The following is a 19435-nucleotide window of genomic DNA, read 5'->3' on the forward strand; positions in this document are numbered from 1 at the left end:
GGGCCGGTATGAGCCCTGACGGGGAGGGGACACAGGAGACGCACCACTGGTTCGACGACGACGCCGGACCGGTGGTCCGCCCGTACGCCATGACACGTGGCCGCACCACCAGCGCGGCCCAGCATCGTCTCGACCTGATCGCGGTCGTCGTCGCGGAACACCGCACCGGCGACCCCGCCGCCGACCAGACGCTGTCCCCGGAGCACGTGGACATCGTCGGGCTGTGCCGCGACAGCCCTCAGTCGGTGGCGGAACTCGCCGCGGAACTCGACCTTCCGATCGGCGTCGTACGTGTCCTCATCGGCGATCTCGTCGACGAGGAACTGGTCCATGTGACGCGGCCCGTACCCCCTGCCGAGCTCCCGGACGAGAGTATTCTGCGCGACGTGATCAACGGTCTCAGGGCGCTCTGACCCACGCGTACACCGAGGCCACACACGGGGGTGGGGACCAGGCGAGCAGCGGGGCGAACAACGGAGACGCACGTGACAGGCTGGCAGTTCTGGATCGACCGTGGCGGCACGTTCACCGATGTCGTCGCGCGGCACCCCGACGGACGCCTGCTCACCCACAAGCTCCTTTCCGACAACCCCGCCCGCTACCGCGACCCCGCCGTCGCCGCGATCCGCGAACTCCTCGACGACGAGGGCGAGCCGGGGCACACCAGCGTCGACTCCGTCCGCATGGGCACCACCGTCGCCACCAACGCCCTCCTGGAACGCAAGGGCGAACGCACCGCCCTCGTGGTCACCCGGGGCTTTCGCGACGCCTTGCCCATCGCGTACCAGAACAGGCCTCGCATCTTCGCGCGCCGCATCGAACTGCCCGAACTGCTCCACGAACGGGTCATCGAAGCCGACGAGCGCGTCGACGCCCACGGCGCCGTCCTCACCCCCCTCGACACGGACGCACTCGAAGTGTCGCTGCGCCAGGCGTACGACGACGGGATCAGGGCCCTCGCCGTCGTCTGCATGCACAGCCATCTGTACCCCGACCACGAGCGGCGGATCGGCGCCCTCGCGGCCCGGATCGGCTTCCCGCAGATCTCGCTCTCCAGCGAGGTCAGCCCCCTGATGAAGCTCGTCCCGCGCGGCGACACGACGGTCGTCGACGCCTACCTGTCGCCGGTCCTTCGCCGCTACGTCCAGCAGGTGGCGGATCAACTCGCGGGCGTACGCCTGATGTTCATGCAGTCCAACGGCGGGCTCACCGAGGCCGGACAGTTCCGCGGGAAGGACGCCATCCTGTCCGGACCCGCCGGCGGCATCGTCGGCATGGCCCGGGTCTCCCGCCTCGCCGGCTTCGACCGGGTCATCGGCTTCGACATGGGCGGCACGTCCACGGACGTGTCGCACTACGCGGGGGAGTACGAGCGCGTCTTCACCACGCAGATCGCCGGCGTGCGCCTGCGCGCCCCCATGCTCGACATCCACACCGTCGCGGCCGGCGGGGGGTCCGTCCTTCACTTCGACGGCAGCCGCTACCGCGTGGGCCCCGACTCCGCGGGCGCCGACCCGGGACCCGCCTGCTACCGAGGCGGCGGCCCGCTCACCGTCACCGACGCGAACGTGGCCCTCGGGCGGATCCAACCCGCCCATTTCCCCGCAGTGTTCGGCCCCGACGGGGACCAGCCCCTGGACCACACCCTCGTACGGGACCGTTTCGCCGCGCTGGCCCGCGACATCCGCGACCGCACCGGCGACGACCGCACTCCGGAACAGGTCGCGGAGGGCTATCTGCAGATCGCCGTCGCCAACATCGCGAACGCCGTGAAGCGGATCTCCGTCCAGAAGGGCCACGACGTCACCCGCTACGCCCTCACCACCTTTGGCGGGGCGGGCGGCCAGCACGCGTGCCGCGTCGCCGACTCGCTCGGCATCCGCACCGTCCTCGTACCGCCCATGGCCGGAGTCCTGTCCGCGCTCGGCATCGGTCTCGCCGACACGACCGCCATGCGTGAGCAGTCCGTCGAGGCACCGCTCGAACCGTCCGCCATGCCGCACGTCCACAAGACCGCCGACGACCTGGAGGGCGCGGCCCGCGCCGAACTCCTCGCCGAGGATGTGCCCGAGGACCGTATCCGTGTCGCCCGCCGGGCCCAACTGCGCTACGACGGCACCGACACCACGCTCACCGTGGAACTCACGGAGCCCGACACGATGCGCGCCGCCTTCGAAGAACGCCATCGCGCCACCTACTCCTTCACCCTCGACCGCCCTCTCGTCGTCGAAGCACTCTCCGTCGAAGCTACCGGCCTCACCGCACCCCCCGACCTGTCCGCCCTCGCACCCCGCTCGGCCCCGCCCGCCGCCCCGGAAACCGTCAGCCTCCACACCGGCGGCACCTGGCGCGACGTGCCCCTGCACCGACGCGACCAACTGCCGCCCGGCGAAAGCGTCACCGGACCCGCGATCATCGCCGAGTCCGGCTCCACGACGGTCGTGGACGACGGCTGGCGAGCGGCCGTGACGGACGACGGCCACCTGACCATGGAACGGGCGGCGGTCACGGAGAGTTCCGACATCGGCACGGCAGCCGACCCCGTACTCCTCGAAGTCTTCAACAACCTCTTCATGTCGATCGCCGAACAGATGGGCGCCCGACTGGAGTCCACCTCCCAGTCGGTCAACATCAAGGAGCGCCTCGACTTCTCCTGCGCGCTCTTCGACCCTGACGGCAGCCTCGTCGCGAACGCCCCCCACATCCCCGTCCACCTGGGATCCATGGGCACCAGCGTCAAGGAGGTCATCCGCCGGCGCGGCACGCGCATGCAGCCGGGGGACACATACGCGGTCAACGACCCCTACCACGGGGGCACCCACCTCCCCGACGTCACCGTCGTCACCCCGGTCTTCGACACGGAGGGTGAGCGGATCCTGTTCTACGTCGCCTCGCGCGGCCACCACGCGGAGATCGGCGGCATCGCCCCCGGCTCCATGCCCGCGGGCAGCCGCACCATCGAAGAGGAAGGCATCCTCTTCGACAACTGGCTGCTCGTCGAAGGGGGCCGCTTCCGTGAGACGGAGACCCTGGGCCTGCTCACCGGCGGCCCGTATCCGTCGCGCAACCCGCGCACCAACCTCGCCGACCTGCGCGCCCAGATCGCCGCCAACCAGAAGGGCGTCGACGAAGTCGCCCGCATGATCGACCACTTCGGGCTCGACGTCGTCCAGGCGTACATGAAGCACGTGCAGGACAACGCGGAGGAAGCTGTGCGCCGCGTTGTCGACGCACTGCAGGACGGCGAGTTCGCCTATGAGACCGACTCGGGCGCCATGATCCGAGTCCGGGTCACCGTGGACCGCGAGCAGCGCAGCGCGACCGTCGATTTCAGCGGCACGTCACCGCAGCTCGCCACCAACTTCAACGCCCCCTTCGCCGTCGTCAACGCGGCCGTCCTGTACGTCTTCCGGACCCTCGTGGACGACGACATCCCCCTCAACGACGGCTGCCTGCGCCCCTTGCGCATCGTCGTCCCGCCCGGCTCGTTCCTCGCCCCCGAGCCGCCCGCCGCCGTCGTCGCCGGCAACGTGGAGACCTCCCAGGCCATCACCGGCGCCCTCTACGCGGCCCTGGGCGTCCAGGCCGAGGGCTCCGGGACGATGAACAACGTGACCTTCGGCAACGAGAGCCACCAGTACTACGAGACCGTGGCCTCGGGCTCCGGAGCCGGCGACGGCTTCGACGGAGCGCCCGTCGTACAGACCCACATGACCAACTCGCGGCTCACCGACCCCGAGGTCCTCGAGTGGCGACTGCCCGTCCTGCTCGAGGAGTTCGCCGTGCGGCGAGGCAGCGGGGGCCCCGGCCGGTGGCGCGGCGGCGACGGCGCCGTACGCCGCCTCCGCTTCCTCGAACCCATGACCGTGTCCACCCTCTCGCAGCACCGCAGGGTCCCGCCGTACGGCATGGCGGGCGGCGCGCCGGGGGCCCTGGGCGCCAACTCCGTGGAGCACCCCGACGGCACGGTCGACCGGCTCGCCGGCAGCGACTCGGCGGACGTGCTCCCCGGCGACGTACTCGTCATCGAAACCCCCGGAGGCGGCGGATACGGTCCGCCGCCGCCCGCCGGGAACGACCACAGCGACAGCAGTGAGGCAGGAGAAGACAGCCATGATCTTCGGGCGTTCTGAGCGCGGCAAGCCCCCAGTGGAGCCCGTCACGCTCAAGATCCTCGTGGCCGGCGGATTCGGCGTGGGCAAGACGACGCTCGTCGGCGCGGTCAGCGAGATCAAGCCCCTGCGCACCGAGGAGCTGCTCAGCGAGGCGGGCCGCCCGCTCGACGACACCCGGGGCGTCGAGGGCAAGCACACCACCACGGTCGCCATGGACTTCGGCCGGATCACGCTCCGCGAGGACCTGGTGCTCTACCTCTTCGGCACCCCCGGGCAGGACCGTTTCTGGTTCCTGTGGGACGAGCTGGCGACCGGCGCTCTGGGTGCCGTCGTCCTCGCCGACACCCGCCGCCTGGAGGACTGCTTCGCCGCCGTCGACTACTTCGAGCGGCGCTCCATACCGTTCGTCGTGGGCGTCAACTGCTTCGACGGGTCGGCCCGTTACCCGGCCGACGCTGTACGCCAAGCCCTCGACCTCGACTCCGACGCGCCTGTCCTGCTGTGCGACGCGCGCGAGAAGGAGACCGTCAAGGAGGTCCTCATCGGCGTCGTCGAGCACGCGATGGCCGTGGGCGCGCGCCGCCGCCAGCCGGCCACCACCTGAACCACCCGCACAATGACGGAGGACATGGGAACGGCCCGCACCCTCGCCGACCGGGGTGCGGACCGTCGTCCACGCGCGCGTGGCCCTCAACAGGACCACGCGCCAGTCACCAGAGGCGCGCGCCGACCGTCACGCCTCGTCGTCGTGCCAGCCGAAGCTCTGCTCCACGGCCTTGCGCCAGTTGCGGTACTCGCGCTCACGCGTCGCGCCGTCCATGGCCGGCGTCCACTCCGCGTCGCGCTGCCAGTGCGCCTTGAGCTCGTCCCGGTCGTTCCACACTCCCGTAGCGAGCCCGGCCGCGTACGCGGCGCCCAGGCACGTCGTCTCCGACACCCGCGGCCGGATCACCGGCACCCCGAGGACGTCTGCCTGATGCTGCATCAGCAGATTGTTCTTGGTCATGCCGCCGTCGACCTTCAGTGTCGTGATCTGCACTCCGGAGTCCTGGTACATCGCGTCGACGACCTCGCGCGTCTGCCAGCTCGTCGCCTCCAGGACGGCCCGCGCCAGGTGGGCCTTGGTGACGTACCGTGTCAGCCCCGTGACGACACCGCGCGCGTCCGAGCGCCAGTACGGCGCGAACAGACCCGAGAACGCCGGCACGATGTAGGCGCCGCCGTTGTCACTCACACTCGCCGCGAGCGTCTCGATCTCGTCGGCCGTGCGGATGATCCCGAGCTGGTCGCGGAACCACTGCACCAGGGCGCCGGTGATCGCGATCGACCCTTCGAGGCAGTACACCGGTGCCTCGGAGCCGATCTTGTACCCCATCGTGGTGAGCAGTCCGTGCTTCGAGGGGACGGGCCGGTTCCCGGTGTTGAGCAGCAGGAAACTGCCTGTGCCGTACGTGTTCTTGGCCGTTCCCGTGTCGTAGCAGGCCTGCCCGAAGATCGCGGCCTGCTGGTCGCCGAGCGCGGACGCGACCGGCACCCCGGCGAGCTGGCCGACGGCCGTCCCGTAGACCTCGGCCGACGACCTGATCTCCGGAAGCACCGCCTCGGGCACGTTCATCGCCGACAGGATCCCCTGGTCCCACTGGAGCGTCTCCAGGTTCATCAGCATGGTGCGACCGGCGTTGGTGACGTCGGTGACGTGCACGCCCCCGTCCGTGCCGCCGGTCAGGTTCCAGATGAGCCAGGAGTCGATGGTGCCGAACGCGATCTCGCCCCGCTCGGCGCGGGCGCGCAGCCCCGGCACGTTGTCGAGCAGCCAGGCCGCCTTGGGTCCGGAGAAGTAGCTCGCGAGCGGCAGACCGGTCTGCTCACGGAAGCGGTCCTGCCCGTCCGTCCCGCCCAGTTCGTTGCACAGGGCCGACGTACGGGTGTCCTGCCACACGATCGCGTTGTGCACGGGGCGACCCGTGGCCCGGTCCCAAAGGACCGTCGTCTCCCGCTGGTTGGTGATGCCGAGGGCGCTCAGATCGTCGGCGCGCAGCCCGGCCTTGGCGAGCGCGCCGGCGAGCACGGCCTGCACCTTGGACCAGATCTCGGTGGCGTCGTGCTCCACCCAGCCGGGCTTCGGGAAGATCTGCCGGTGCTCGCGCTGGTCGACGGCGACGATCTCCCCGCCGTGGTTGAAGATGATGCAGCGGCTCGACGTGGTGCCCTGGTCGATGGCGGCTACGTACTTCACATCGTTGTCGGGCATGTGACTCCCCTTCGTCTTCGTCCGAGGTCCCCGCGCGCGGGGACGCGATAGCGGCGTGGCGCGGCCCGGCCGCGGTCAGAACGCCGCGTTGTAGATGAGCCCCGACAGCGCGCCGCCGATCAGCGGCCCGGCCACCGGGATGATGGCGTAACCCCAGCCGGACGTGCCCTTGTTGGGGATCGGCAGGAACGAGTGCACGATGCGCGGACCGAGGTCGCGCGCAGGGTTGATGGCGTACCCGGTGGGCCCACCGAGCGAGAGGCCGATCCCGACGACCAGGAAGGCCACGACGAGCGCCGTCGTTCCGGACTCCCCGAGCCCCTTGGTGAGCCCGAACGCGAGGATGGGCAGCACGAGGGCGATCGTCGCGATGATCTCGGTGATCAGGTTGGCCACGGGGTTGTTGATCTCAGGGATCGTGGAGAAGATCCCGAGCGTCGGAGTGGGCCCGTCGTCGTCCGCCCCGTCCTCGCCGGACCCTGACGTGACGTTGGCGTTGAACTGGGCCAGATAGACGAGATAGGCCAGCAGGGCGCCCAGCATCGCGCCGACCATCTGGCCGAGCAGATAGACCCAGACCTTGTCCCACTTGCCGGTGTCCACGGCGATGCCGATCGTCACCGCCGGGTTGAGCTGGCCCCCGGACAGCGGCGCGGCGGTGTACGCCCCGGCCAGCACGCCGAAGCCCCACCCGAACGCGATGACGACCCATCCCGAGGCTCTCGCCTTGGAATGCTTGAGCGTGACCGCGGCGCACACGCCGGCGCCGAACAGAATCAGGATCGCGGTCCCGATGACCTCACCGACGAAGATGTCTCCATTGCTCATGGCGGCTCCTAGGCCCTCGCCCGGAGCGATACGCCCCGGTCCTCAGTGCAGGGTGCGTTTTCCATGGCTGGTTCCGGACGGCTCTGGCTGCAACGGCCGACGGCAGGGTCTCCCGTGCCCCGCCCGACGCCCGCGACAGGCGTTCCCGCTCAGTCGGATCACTCGTTTCGCCGGTGGAGAAACGCCCTGACCTGCCCGAACGCGACAGGAGGAGCCCGACGGACAGGCTGGGGCCCCGAGCGGCGGTGGGACGACGTGCGGCGATGCCGACTGACACCCGGAAGTGTTCACCGGCCGTGATGGAGCGTCAAGGTCGTGGACCGGAACGGTTGGCGGCGCCCGCCCGCACGGCCCGCGCCCGCGTCATCCAGCGGCCGCGCGGCCCGATTCCGCTTCCGCGCGTGGCCCGGTCCCCGTCCACGGCGCCCCGGCTGCCGGGACCGCCCCCGAACGCACACCCCGCCGCACCTCGTGCCCCGGAGTGTCCGAGCGGCCGATGACCCAACTCGCCCCCGGCAGCGCCTTGGCGGCCTGCTTGAGCGGCGCCAGCGACGCCGCCGCCTGCCGGTGGTCGGCGACGCTTCCCGCCGCGCACAGCACCGTGGCGAGCGAGAGCGTGACGGGCCGTCCGCCCGCCGCCCAGGGCACATCGAGCACCGCGGACGCCAGCGGATCGAGCCCGTCCGGATCGCCAAGCACCAGGAAGTCGTCGCCTCCGATGTGTCCCACCCTGGTCGTGCCCGACGCGGCCCGTTCCAGGGACCTGCCCACCTCACGGATCAGATCGTCGCCAGCGGCGAACCCCGCACCGTCGTTGACCTGCTTGAACCCGTCGATGTCCAGCCAGCTCAGGGCGAACCCGCGCCCCTGCGCGATCCGCCGGTCCACCTCGCCCGTGATGGCGTCCGAACCGGGCAGCCGCGTCAGCGGATTGAGCGCGGCCGCCTCCTCGACGCGGCTCTCGGCCAGCGCGCGCACGAGATCGGCGAGTCGCACGATGCCCACGCACCGCCCCCGCTTGTCGACGACCGCGACATCGTCGGCCGTACGGCTGCGCTCGCCGTCCGCGAGTACGTCGAGGACCTCCCAGGCGGTGGCGTCCACGCCCACCGTGCGCGGCCGGTCACCGTGGCGCGCGGCCGGCCGGTCGGCGTAGAGCGCGTGCCCGTAGCGGCCCGAGAGCGACAACAGGAAGCGGTCCCGCTGCACCGAACGCACCGGTGCGCCCGCCGAGTCCACCAGGAGCACGCCGGACACGTCGGGCGACCCGGTGAGCAGCGCGCGTACCCTGCCTGCCGAGGCCGAAGCGGGCAGCAGCGCGGCGGGCCGCACGAACTGACGCACGGGCGGCCCCGAAGGCGGCGGCGTCGCCACCGGGGGCGTGAGCGCCGGCACGTACACATCGGCCGCCGGCAGCCGCGACGGCGGCGCGAACAGCTCGCCCTGTGCCAGCTGCGCCCCGGCCTCCCGCGCGGCGCCGCACTGCAACTCCGTCTCCACGCCCTCGACGGCTAGCAGCGCGCCCAGCCCCTCGCACAGCGTCCGCATGGCACTCACCGACGCGGGACGCGACAGCAGCGAGGAATCGAGCTTTACGAGGTCCGGTGCCAGATCGACCAGGAGCCGCAGCGGCAGGTCGCCGTCACCGACGCCGTCCGCGCAGACCCGGAAGCCCTCGTCGCGCAGGGCCGTGACCCCCTCCAGGAGCGCCCGGTGCGGCACGTGGGTGAACGGGGGACCGATGTCGACCGTCACTTCCCAGGGCAGCCGCCCCACGTCCCGGACGGCATCCCGTAGCGCGGCGAGGCCACCCAGATCCGCCACCGTCCCGGCGAACACATTGACGTGCAGCGGCAGCAGCGTCTCCCGCTGCGCCGCCGAGCGCACCGCCAACGCGGCCAGACGGCCGTCGAGTTCGGGGTCGCGCCGGGCCTGCGCCAGCACGTCGCCGACTTCCGGACGGGCGAGTATCTCCAGGGCCGCCACGGCTCCGGTCGTCAGATTGACGACCGGCTGGAAGGCGAAACGGAGAGCGTCCGTCCAGGAAGGCACGGAAGCATAATGGCGCCCCCCGGCGCGCGCCCAGGCGCAGTTCACGAGCTGTTCACGCACCCTTTTCGGCCGAACACGCAGCGTGCGGATCCCTCGGAGCGCGCCGGTCAGCGTACCGCGACCACGGACGAGCCGTGCCCGAACAGTCCCTGGTTTGCCGTGATCCCCACGCGCGCGTCCGTCACCTGCCGGGCGCCCGCTGCGCCGCGCAACTGCCACGTCAGCTCGCAGACCTGGGCGATGGCCTGTGCGGGGACCGCCTCTCCGAAGGACGCGAGTCCGCCACTGGCGTTCACGGGTATGCGCCCGCCGGGAGCTGTCGCGCCCTCCCTCAGCAGCTTCGCAGCCTCGCCCTCGCCGCACAGCCCCAGATCCTCGTACCACTGGAGCTCCAGCGCGGTCGACAGGTCGTACACCTCGGCGAGGGAGAGGTCTTCCGGGCCGATCCCGGCCTCCTCGTACGCCGCCCGCGCGATCGAGGCGCGGAAGGTGACGCCGTCCGGTTCGACGACCGTGGCCGAGTCGGTGGCGATGTCCGGGAGGTCGAGCACCGTGTTCGGATACGTCGGCGTGACCGTCGACACCGCGCGGATCCGCACCGGGTTGCGCACCCCGTGCTTGCGCGCGAAGTCCATGCCGCACAGCACGAGTGCGGCCGCCCCGTCGGACGTGGCGCAGATGTCCAGGAGCCGCAGGGGATCGGCGACGACCGCCGACGCGGCCACCTCCTCGGCGGTCACCGTCTTGCGGTACCGGGCGTTCGGATTGAGCGCGCCCGCTGCCGCGTTCTTCACCTTGACCTGCGCGAAGTCCTCCAGCGTGTCCCCGTGCACGGCCATGCGCCGGCGCGCGTACAGACCGAAGTACGCGGGGTTGGTCGCGCCGAGCACCCGGAACCGCAGCCAGTCCGGATCGTCGTGCCGGTCCCCGCCCGCGGGCCGGAAGAACCCCTTGGGCGCGGCGTCGGCGCCCACCACGAGCACGACGTCGGCGAGCCCCGCGAGGATCTGCGTACGCGCCGCATTGACCGCCTGGGCGCCCGAGGCGCACGCCGCGTACACGCTCGCGACCCGCGCGCCCTGCCAGCCGAGCGCCTTCGCGAACGTCGCGCCCGCCACATAGCCCGGGTACCCGCCCCGCACCGTGTCCGCGCCCACGACGGAGTCCACGTCGCGCCAGTCGACCCCCGCGTCGGCGAGCGCCGCCCGCGCCGCCACCGTCCCGTACTCGACGAAGCCGCGCCCCCACTTGCCCCAGGGGTGCATGCCCGCGCCGAGCACCGCCACGTCGTCCGTCATGCCGCCACCCCCGTCGGCCGCCAGTGCCATGTCGTCCAGGTCGTGTCCCCGTCCTCGTCGAGCACGCCGGGCACGACCTCCACCTCCATGCCCACGTCCAGGTCGGCCACGGAGACCCCGGGAACCGCCTGCCCGAGCACCACCAGGCGCTCCGCCTCCAGCTCCACAGCGATCAACGTGTAGGGCTGCCACGGAAGTTCCGGATCGGACACGTACGGTGCCGGGGGCCGGTACCGGCTGTCCGTGTACGACCAGACCCGGCCGCGCCGGGAGAGCGGCACGGAGAGCAGCTCCCCTCCGGCGCAGCCGGGGTTGCGGCAGAAGGTGTCCTCGCGGGGGAAGAAGACCGAGGCGCACGCCGAGCATCGCGTGCCGAGCAGCCGGAAGTCCTCTCCCTCCCCGGTGAACCAATCGGCCACGACAGGTGTGCGCGTACGCGACAAGGCCCCTCCCGCGCTGGATCCGACGACGCCACCAGAACACCAGCAGATCTGATGAACCGTCAGAAGTGTGCCATGGGCCGACCACTCAGGGAACGCCGCGAGATGGGGAAGTCGAAGTACGTGTCCGGGAAGAGCTCAGGCTTGTACGTGAAGTGCCACCACTCCTCGGGCAGGTTCACGAACCCCTGCGCGGCCAAGGCGTCTCGCAGGAGGTCACGGTTCGCGCGCTGCGCCCCCTTGATCCGTGGGTCGTCGGTGTGGGCGAGCGTGTCGAAACAGTCGAAGCCCGTACCCATGTCCACCGAGTTGTCGGGGAAGCGTTCTTTCTTCGGCCCGTAACAGGGTGCCAGCCGCTCACCAGGCACGTACGCGCGCGTGGGCAGCGCCGGCAGCTTCACGACGGTCAGATCGAGCGTGGAGCCGCGGCTGTGCCCGGACTTCTCCGCGATGTAACCGTCCGCGAACAGCCGCGTCTTGTCGACCTGCGGATAGAACTCCGCCTTCATCCGCTGGTCGTCGAGGTCCTTGGCCCAGCGCACGAAGTGGTCGACCGCCCGCTGCGGCCGGTAGCAGTCGTACACCTTCAGTGAGTAGCCCCGCTTCAGGAGCCCGGCCTGCGCCTTGTGGAGCGCCTTCGCGGCAGGCTCGGTGAGGATGCACATCGGCTTCTCGTAGCCGTCGACGGGCGCCCCGACGAAGTTGTGCGCAGTGATGTAGCGGATCTCCTGGATGATCGTCGGGTCGACGTCCCGCAGCGCCACGAACTGCGAGGGGGCCTTGGGCTCGGGCTTCGCCTGGGCGGCGCCGGGAGCGGTGGCCGTCCACAGGAGCGCGGCGGCGGCGGTGACGGCGAGTCTGCGTACGGCAGTTGCGATTCGTGTCATGAACCCTGCATCTATCAGGATCAAGGGTGGCCAGGGAAGAGCCGCGTTTCGCGATCGGATACAGTCCGCGGCGTGTCAGCACCCCACCACATAACCAACCCCGTTCCGGATTCCCACTGTTCGAGCTGTGGAACCGCCTACGGACCCGACGTCTCCGGATGGCCGCGCACGTGCCCGGCCTGCGCCGACGTGAGCTACCGCAACCCTCTGCCGGTCGCGGTCGCCCTCCAGGCCGTCTATGACAGCCGAGGTTCCGCTCTCGTCGTGATCACTCGGACCATCGCCCCCGCGCGAGGGGGCGTCGCCCTGCCCGGCGGGTTCGTCGACCACAGGGAGGACTGGCGCGACGCCGTCGTCCGTGAGCTCAAGGAGGAAACGGGCATCGAGGCGGCGAGCCGCGACGTACGTCTCGCCGACGCGATGAGCTCACCCGACGGACACCTGCTCCTGTTCGGCCTCCTCCCGGAACGCCCGGCCGCCGAACTGCCCGAGCCCGCCGTCACGGACGAGACGGAAGGCTGGCACCTCCTGCGCCGCCCGACCGAACTCGCCTTCCCCCTCCACACCTTGGCCGTCCGCGCCTGGTTCGAGGGCCGCTACGTGTGATACCCGGCCGCATGAACCACCCAGGCCTTTGAACGTTCAGAGCCCGCGGACCCGCACCGGGTACGCGGGCTCGGCCGGCCCGCCCTCGTCCTGCCGCTCCACCACCACACTGCCGCCGCTCCACCGCGAGGTGTAGCGCTGGACGTCCGGCGTCACCCAGCCGTCGCCGACGTCCGGCACGACAACACCGCCGCCCGTACGCCCCTGAGCCGGAGCCCACACCTCCAGGCACAACTCCCCGTCGTCGCCCCGGACCGGAATCACCGCACCCGCACGCGCGAAGACAGGAACACGGGACAGCGGCGCGTCCACCAGAACCTGACCGGGCCCCTCATGCGCCTGCCCGCTCTCCGTGTCGTACCAGCGCCCGCGCGGCAGCCGCACCGCCCGCCGGTCCGCACCCGGCTCCAGGACCGGAGCCACCAACAAGGAGTCACCCAACAAGAACGCGTCCTCGCAGTCCCGCAACGCCCGGTCCTCCGGAGCACCCCACCACACAGGCCGCACATACGGAGCACCCGTACGCCGCGCGAGATGGGCCAGCGTCAAGAAGTACGGCAGCAGCCGCCTGCGCTCGACGAGCGCCGCGCGCGCGTGCCCCAGCACCTCGTCACCGAACTCCCACGGCTCCCGGCGCCCCGCACGCAGCGCCGCATGCGTACGGAACAGCGGCAGATACGCACCCAGCTGGAACCACCGCAGATACAGCTCAGGAGACGGATCCCCGTCGAACCCGCCCACGTCCGGCCCCGAGTACGGCACACCGCACAGACCGAGACCCAGCACCAGGGACAACGAAGCGTGCAACCCGGGCCACCCCGAAACAACATCGCCCGACCAGGTCCCTCCGTAGCGCTGCATTCCCGCCCAGCCCGAGCGCGAGAACAGGAACGGCCGCTCCTGGGGCTGCAGTTCACGCAGCCCCTCGTAGCCGGCGCGCGCCATGCACAGGCCGTACACGTTGTGCGCCTCCCGATGGTCGCCGCCCCGCCCCTCCAGGGAGTGCCGTGCCGAGCGGGGCAGCGTCGGGTCACCGAACGCGGCGAAGGACACCGGCTCGTTCATGTCGTGCCAGAACCCCGAGAAGCCCTGGGCGAGCCGCTCCTCGTACAGACCGCCCCACCACTTGCGCACCGCCCGGTCGGTGAAGTCGGGATACACCGACTCACCCGGCCACACCACGCCCCGCACGGCCCTCCCCGCTGCGTCCTTCACGAAGGCGTCCACGGACGCTCCCGCGTCGTACACGGCGTTCCCCGCCTCCGCCTTGACCGCCGGGTCGACGATCGACACCAGCCGCACACCGTCCGCGCGCAGGTCCTCGGCGAGCCGCGGAAGATCCGGATAGGTCTCCCGGTCGACCGTGAACACCTGAAACGCGTCGAGATGTTCGATGTCGAGATGGACGACGTCGAGCGGAAGCCCCTGCTCCCGGTAGCCCTCGACGATCCGCCGCACGGCCTGCTCCCCGCCGAAGCCCCAACGCGAGTGCTGATATCCGAGTGCCCAGGCCGGCGGCAGCGCGGGAGCACCGGTCAGCGACGCCCACGCTTGCAGCACGCGCGCGGGGGGACCCACCATGACCCAGCAGCGCAGCGGACCGCCCTCCATCCGGACCTCGCACGTCCCCGCACGGTCGTGTCCGGAACCAGCGCCCTCCTGGCCCTCGGACAGCGTCACCGTGCCGTCCCACGAGTTGTCGTGGAACACCAGATGGGTGCCCGCGTCGGCGACCACCATCTGCACCGGCATGGTCAGGTACAGCGGATCGTCCCCCGGCCCGAACGAACCGCCCGGATCCGTGTTCCACAGGCGGTACGTGCCGTCCCGCAGCCGCGGCCCCGACGCCCGGCCCCCCAGACCGAAGAACCGCGCGTCGGCGGCCACCTCGGACCGCTGCACCCACCGCGCCTCGCCCCCGTCCGCGGGCTCCCACCAGCGCGGCGGCAGATCCCGCCGCAGCACCACACCACCCGGAGTGCACACGGAGACAGCGCCGTGCCGCGACACGACGACGGTCACCCGCTCCGACACCACGCGCCAGCCGCCGTCCTTGTCCGGCTCCAGGACAGCCCGCGGATCCGGCTGCGGACAGGAACCCGCGAGCGCGTACGACGGCTCCGGGTCCGCCCCGTCCCAGCCCCAGAAGACCGCGCCCGTCACCGTCACCGTGATCCGCAGCCCGGACCGCGTGAACCGGACGACGCCACCACCGGGCGCCGGCTCGGCCCCGGTCACCGGACCCGGCACCCTCGCCCGCTCCGGCCCCCTGCGCCGCAGACCCACCGCATCGGCTCGCCTCCTGCGCCACGAGGACCGCACCGCCCGCAAACCCTGGACCGCACCCACCAAGCCGACCGCCCTCACCGCGCGTACCAGGTCACGACCGTTCATGCTGCTCACCCTGTCATCGCGCGGCGCGCAAAGGTGAGTCGTTCAACTGCCGTTCATCCGTGGTGGCAGCACATCTTCACGACACGGACTATGTGGGGCACAACCTGGTGCGGAAGTCGATCACGTGGCATCGTCCCTGTCAGCCGCGTCACGCGCACACACCGGCCCGTGCGCGGGACCGACGCACACCACGCGTACATCCGGGAGCCGCCCCATGCCGTCAGCCGCGAATCCGACGCCGCTCTGGAAGCCCGACGAGGAATTCATCGCCGAGGCGCAGATCACGCGCTTCCAGGCTTGGGCGTCCGAACACTACGGAGCCCCCGCCGACGGCGGTTACGAAGCACTGCACCGCTGGTCGGTGACCGAACTCGACACGTTCTGGAAGGCCGTCGCCGACTGGTTCGACATCCGGTTCACCACCCCCTACACGCGCGTGCTCGGCGACCGCGCCATGCCCGGAGCCGAATGGTTCCCCGGCGCCTCCCTGAACTACGCCGAACACGCCCTGCGCACGGCCACCGATCCCGCGCGCGCGGACACCCCGGCCATCCTCCACGTGGACGAGACACACGAACTCCGCCCCGTGACCTGGGCCGAACTGCGCCGCCAGGTCGGCTCGCTCGCCGCCGAACTGCGGGCCATCGGCGTACGCCCGGGAGACCGGGTCAGCGGCTACCTGCCGAACATCCCCGAGGCCGTCGTCGCCCTCCTCGCGACCGCGGCCGTCGGCGGAGTCTGGACGTCCTGCGCCCCGGACTTCGGCGCCCGCAGCGTCCTCGACCGCTTCCAGCAGGTCGAACCCGCCGTCCTGTTCACCGTTGACGGCTACCGCTACGGAGGCAAGGAGCACGACCGCCGCGACACGGTCAGCGAACTCCGCGCCGAACTGCCCACCCTCCGCGCGGTCGTCCACATCCCGCTGCTCGGCACGGCCGCCCCCGAAGGGGCCCTCGAGTGGTCGGAGCTCACCTCCGCCGACACCGAGCCCGTCTTCGAAGCCGTCCCCTTCGACCACCCGCTGTGGGTCCTGTACTCCTCAGGCACGACCGGACTCCCCAAGGCGATCGTCCAGTCCCAGGGCGGCATCCTGATCGAGCACCTCAAACAGCTCGGCCTGCACTGCGACCTCGGCCCCGGTGACCGCTTCTTCTGGTACACGTCCACCGGCTGGATGATGTGGAACTTCCTCGCCTCCGGCCTCCTCACGGGCACCACGATCGTCGTCTACGACGGCAGCCCCGGCTACCCCGACACCGGCGCCCAATGGGCCGTCGCCGAACGCACCGGAGCCACCCTCTTCGGCACCTCGGCCGCCTACGTCATGGCCTGCCGCAAGGCCGGCGTCCACCCCTCGCGCGACCACGACCTCACTCGCGTCAAGTGCGTTGCCACGACCGGCTCGCCGCTCCCGCCCGACGGCTTCCGCTGGCTGCACGACGAGGTACGCGAAGACCTCTGGATCGCCTCCGTCAGCGGCGGCACGGACGTCTGCTCCTGTTTCGCCGGAGCGGTCCCGACCCTGCCCGTCCACATCGGCGAACTCCAGGCTCCCTGCCTCGGCACGGACCTCCAGTCCTGGGACCCGCAGGGCAAGCCGCTCATCGACGAGGTCGGTGAACTCGTCGTCACCAACCCCATGCCCTCGATGCCGATCCGCTTCTGGAACGACCCCGACGGCAGCCGGTACCACGACAGTTACTTCGACACCTACCCCGGCGTCTGGCGGCACGGCGACTGGATCACCCTCACCTCCCGCGGCTCGGTCGTGATCCACGGCCGTTCGGACTCCACGCTGAACCGCCAGGGCGTCCGCATGGGATCGGCGGACATCTACGAGGCCGTCGAACGCCTCCCCGAGATCCGCGAGTCCCTCGTCATCGGCCTCGAACAGCCCGACGGCGGCTACTGGATGCCCCTGTTCGTCCACCTCGCACCAGGCGCCGCACTCGACGACGACCTCCGCGCCCGCATCAAGCAGACCATCCGCGCGAACCTCTCCCCCCGCCACATCCCCGACGACATCATCGAAGCCCCCGGCGTCCCACACACCCTCACCGGCAAGCGCATCGAAGTCCCCGTCAAACGCCTCCTCCAAGGCACACCCCTGGAAAAGGCCGTCAACCTCGGCTCGGTCGACAGCGTCGAACTCCTGCGTTTCTACGAGGACATCGCCCGCAACCGCCCCTGACCGAACCCGGTTCCCCGCCGTTGTCAGTGCCCACGATTACTGTGAGTGAGCATTGACCTACAGTTCACAGGGGGAACCATGGCGCACACACAGAACACCCAGCACGCCGGCATGCGACGCGTCCTGCGCCGTGAAGTCGCGGGCATCATCGGCCTCCTCGCCGACGAACGCGACTTCACGGCGATGCGGAGTTACCGCACCTTCGCCTTCGACGACCACGGCACGTACCTCCAGCAGGTCGAGAGCCTCCTCCAGGCCCTCGCCGCCCAGGGCGGACACACCACCGTCGCCCTCTTCGACCCCGAGGAGTACGCGGAGTTCTGCGCCGAGAGCGGGCTCGAACCGGACACCCCCACCAGCCGCACCCGGTTCACCGCCGAACTGGCTGTCATGGGCGCCACCGTCCCCTACGAAGGTCAGCCCCTGGCCGACCTCCTGCCCGACCTGGTCGACGAAGCCGTCCGACAGGCCACCTGGGAGTACGCCTCGTCCGTCCTCGCCCGGATCGGAGTGTGCGGCGCCTGCGGCCGGGACGTCGGAAGGGACGCCTTCGCCCGCGCCTCCCTCCTCCTGACGCGGGTCCTCGACACGGCAGGCATCGGCGCCCACCACCTCGTGTGCAGCGTCCCCACAGACGCCGAATCACTGCTGTCGGTGCTCCACGTCGACCGCTGCACCGAGGACAGCACACGACTCGATGAGAAGGAGGCGCTCGAGTTCACCACGGTCCTGGCCCTCGGCCTCGCCACCGCAAGCCCGGGCGGCCTGGTCATGCGCACCACCGCCCCGGACAGGAACGACCGCGTCCAGGGCTGGCGCCTGCGCGACGAACGCCTGCTACCCCTCACCGCGGCGGAAGTCTTCGACGCCTATTGCACCGATGCCCACTCCGGCGACCTCGTCGCACCCGAGTCCGGCGTCGACTACTGCGCGGCGCCCGAACTCGGAGACACCGGCCCCGAGGGCCGGCACACCCACTGAAACGACCGTGGGGCGCTCCACCACGAAGGTGAAGCGCCCCACGACATCGAACCGGCTTCCGGCTACTCGCCGGACAGCACCGCCTGAGCGGCCTTGCGGGCCTCCTCGGCGGAGTCCGCGGCACGCGCGGCCGAGGCCGCACGCTCGCACTGAGCCAGCGTGTACTTGCCGAGCGCCGTCCGCACGTAAGGAATCGACGCCGCACCCATGGAAAGGGAGGTGACGCCCAGACCGGTCAGGACGCACGCGAGCAGCGGGTCGGACGCGGCCTCACCGCAGACACCGCAGCTCTTGCCCTCGGCCCTCGCCGCGTCCGCGGACAGCGCGACCAGGTCGAGGAGCGCGGGCTGCCACGGGTCCTGAAGCCGGGACACCGCACCGACCTGCCGGTCAGCGGCGAACGTGTACTGCGCGAGGTCATTGGTCCCCAGCGAAAGGAACTCGACCTCCTGAAGGATCGAACGCGCCCGCAGAGCGGCCGACGGGATCTCGACCATCGCACCGAACTTCGCCTCAAGACCCGCCTCACGGCACGCGTCCGCGAAAGCCTTCGCGTCGGCACGGTCGGCGACCATCGGCGCCATGACCTCGAGGTAGACCGGCAGCCCCTCGGCAGCCTTGGCCAGCGCGGTCAGCTGTGTACGCAGCACCTCGGGGTGCTCGAGAAGGGAACGCAGACCACGCACACCCAGAGCCGGGTTCGGCTCGTCGGCGGGCGTCAGGAAGTCCAGCGGCTTGTCCGCACCGGCGTCGAGGACGCGCACCACGACGCGACCCTCGGGGAACGCCTCGAGAACCTTCCGGTACGCCTCGACCTGCTTCTCCTCGGAAGGAGCCCTGCTGCTGTCGTCAAGGAAGAGGAACTCGGTACGGAAGAGACCGACACCCTCGGCACCGGCCTCGACCGCGGCCGGCACATCGGCCGGACCGCCGACGTTCGCCAGCAGTGGCACCTTGTGGCCGTCGGACGTCGCACCCGGACCGGACGACGAGGCCAGCGCGGCCTTCCGCGCCGCGGAGGCGGCCTCCAGCTCGGCCCGCTTCTCCGGACTCGGGTCGACGAAGATGTCGCCGGTGCTGCCGTCGACAGCGATCACCGTGCCCTCGGCGAGCTCACCCGCGCCGGGCAGCGCGACCACGGCCGGCACTCCGAGCGCCCGCGCCAGGATCGCGCTGTGACTGGTCGGCCCGCCCTCCTCGGTGACGAAGCCGAGCACGAGCGTCGGGTCGAGCAGCGCCGTGTCCGCGGGAGCCAGGTCCCGCGCGATCAGCACGTACGGCTTGTCGCTGTCCGGGACACCGGGCATAGGCACCCCGAGCAGCCGCGCCACGATCCGGTTCCGCACGTCGTCCAGGTCGGCGACGCGACCCGCGAGGTACTCACCGGCTCCG

General features: G+C 71.1%; 14 protein-coding genes (1 of these 14 only partly in view). 6 read left to right on the plus strand and 8 right to left on the minus strand.

From position 1 onward, the window contains the following. The first annotated feature begins 8 nt into the window (after positions 1-8). The 3 genes from OG456_RS30940 (at position 9) to OG456_RS30950 (ending at position 4719) form a co-directional block, all read left to right on the plus strand. Complete coding sequence (locus tag OG456_RS30940) at positions 9-413, plus strand: DUF742 domain-containing protein (RefSeq protein ID WP_266566735.1); 405 nt, start codon at positions 9-11, stop codon at positions 411-413. Between the two features lie 72 nt (positions 414-485). Continuing rightward, entirely contained in the window at positions 486-4133 is a 3648-nt protein-coding gene (locus OG456_RS30945; protein WP_266566736.1) for a hydantoinase B/oxoprolinase family protein, read from the plus strand. Next, a complete protein-coding gene (locus OG456_RS30950) occupies positions 4114-4719 on the plus strand; it encodes an ATP/GTP-binding protein (protein ID WP_266566738.1) in 606 nt (201 codons plus the stop codon). Before OG456_RS30945 ends, OG456_RS30950 begins: the two co-directional genes overlap by 20 nt. Before the next feature lie 129 nt (positions 4720-4848). Here the strand turns inward: OG456_RS30950 and glpK are convergent, their stop codons facing one another. From glpK to OG456_RS30980, 6 genes are all read right to left on the minus strand, one after another. Further along, positions 4849-6366: a glycerol kinase GlpK gene (glpK, locus tag OG456_RS30955; protein ID WP_266566740.1), complete on the minus strand. Its 1518-nt coding sequence runs from the start codon at positions 6364-6366 to the stop codon at positions 4849-4851. A 75-nt stretch (positions 6367-6441) separates the two neighbouring features. Next, complete coding sequence (locus tag OG456_RS30960; protein WP_266566742.1) at positions 6442-7194, minus strand: MIP/aquaporin family protein; 753 nt, start codon at positions 7192-7194, stop codon at positions 6442-6444. 363 nt (positions 7195-7557) lie between these two features. Further along, positions 7558-9246, minus strand: a complete 1689-nt coding sequence (locus OG456_RS30965) for a GGDEF domain-containing protein (RefSeq protein WP_266566744.1) — start codon at positions 9244-9246, stop codon at positions 7558-7560. A 107-nt stretch (positions 9247-9353) separates the two neighbouring features. Next, positions 9354-10544, minus strand: a complete 1191-nt coding sequence (locus OG456_RS30970; RefSeq protein WP_266566746.1) for a lipid-transfer protein — start codon at positions 10542-10544, stop codon at positions 9354-9356. Next, complete coding sequence (locus OG456_RS30975) at positions 10541-10987, minus strand: Zn-ribbon domain-containing OB-fold protein (protein WP_266566748.1); 447 nt, start codon at positions 10985-10987, stop codon at positions 10541-10543. Before OG456_RS30975 ends, OG456_RS30970 begins: the two co-directional genes overlap by 4 nt. Positions 10988-11046: 59 nt before the next feature. Then, positions 11047-11871, minus strand: coding sequence for a M15 family metallopeptidase (locus OG456_RS30980; RefSeq protein ID WP_266566750.1), 825 nt, complete (start codon positions 11869-11871; stop codon positions 11047-11049). Between the two features lie 72 nt (positions 11872-11943). Here OG456_RS30980 and OG456_RS30985 point away from each other — a divergent pair, with 72 nt between their 5' ends. Next, positions 11944-12477: an NUDIX domain-containing protein gene (locus OG456_RS30985; RefSeq protein ID WP_227293553.1), complete on the plus strand. Its 534-nt coding sequence runs from the start codon at positions 11944-11946 to the stop codon at positions 12475-12477. A 36-nt stretch (positions 12478-12513) separates the two neighbouring features. Here the strand turns inward: OG456_RS30985 and OG456_RS30990 are convergent, their stop codons facing one another. Continuing rightward, positions 12514-14871, minus strand: a complete 2358-nt coding sequence (locus tag OG456_RS30990) for a glycoside hydrolase family 31 protein (protein WP_266566753.1) — start codon at positions 14869-14871, stop codon at positions 12514-12516. 214 nt (positions 14872-15085) lie between these two features. Here OG456_RS30990 and OG456_RS30995 point away from each other — a divergent pair, with 214 nt between their 5' ends. Continuing rightward, positions 15086-17062 (plus strand): acetoacetate--CoA ligase, encoded by a 1977-nt coding sequence (locus OG456_RS30995; RefSeq protein WP_266566755.1) that lies wholly within the window; start codon positions 15086-15088, stop codon positions 17060-17062. A gap of 78 nt (positions 17063-17140) precedes the next feature. Continuing rightward, positions 17141-18043, plus strand: coding sequence for a hypothetical protein (locus OG456_RS31000; protein WP_266566757.1), 903 nt, complete (start codon positions 17141-17143; stop codon positions 18041-18043). A 62-nt stretch (positions 18044-18105) separates the two neighbouring features. On the opposite strand, the gene ptsP is transcribed toward OG456_RS31000, so the two are convergent. Beyond that, positions 18106-19435: the 3' portion of a phosphoenolpyruvate--protein phosphotransferase gene (ptsP, locus tag OG456_RS31005; protein ID WP_266569492.1), read on the minus strand. 341 nt of this gene lie beyond the right edge of the window; only the last 1330 of its 1671 coding nucleotides appear in the window; the start codon falls outside the window, past its right edge; it ends in the stop codon at positions 18106-18108.

It is taken from the genome of Streptomyces sp. NBC_01446 (assembly GCF_026340095.1).
Lineage (GTDB): Bacteria > Actinomycetota > Actinomycetes > Streptomycetales > Streptomycetaceae > Streptomyces > Streptomyces aureus.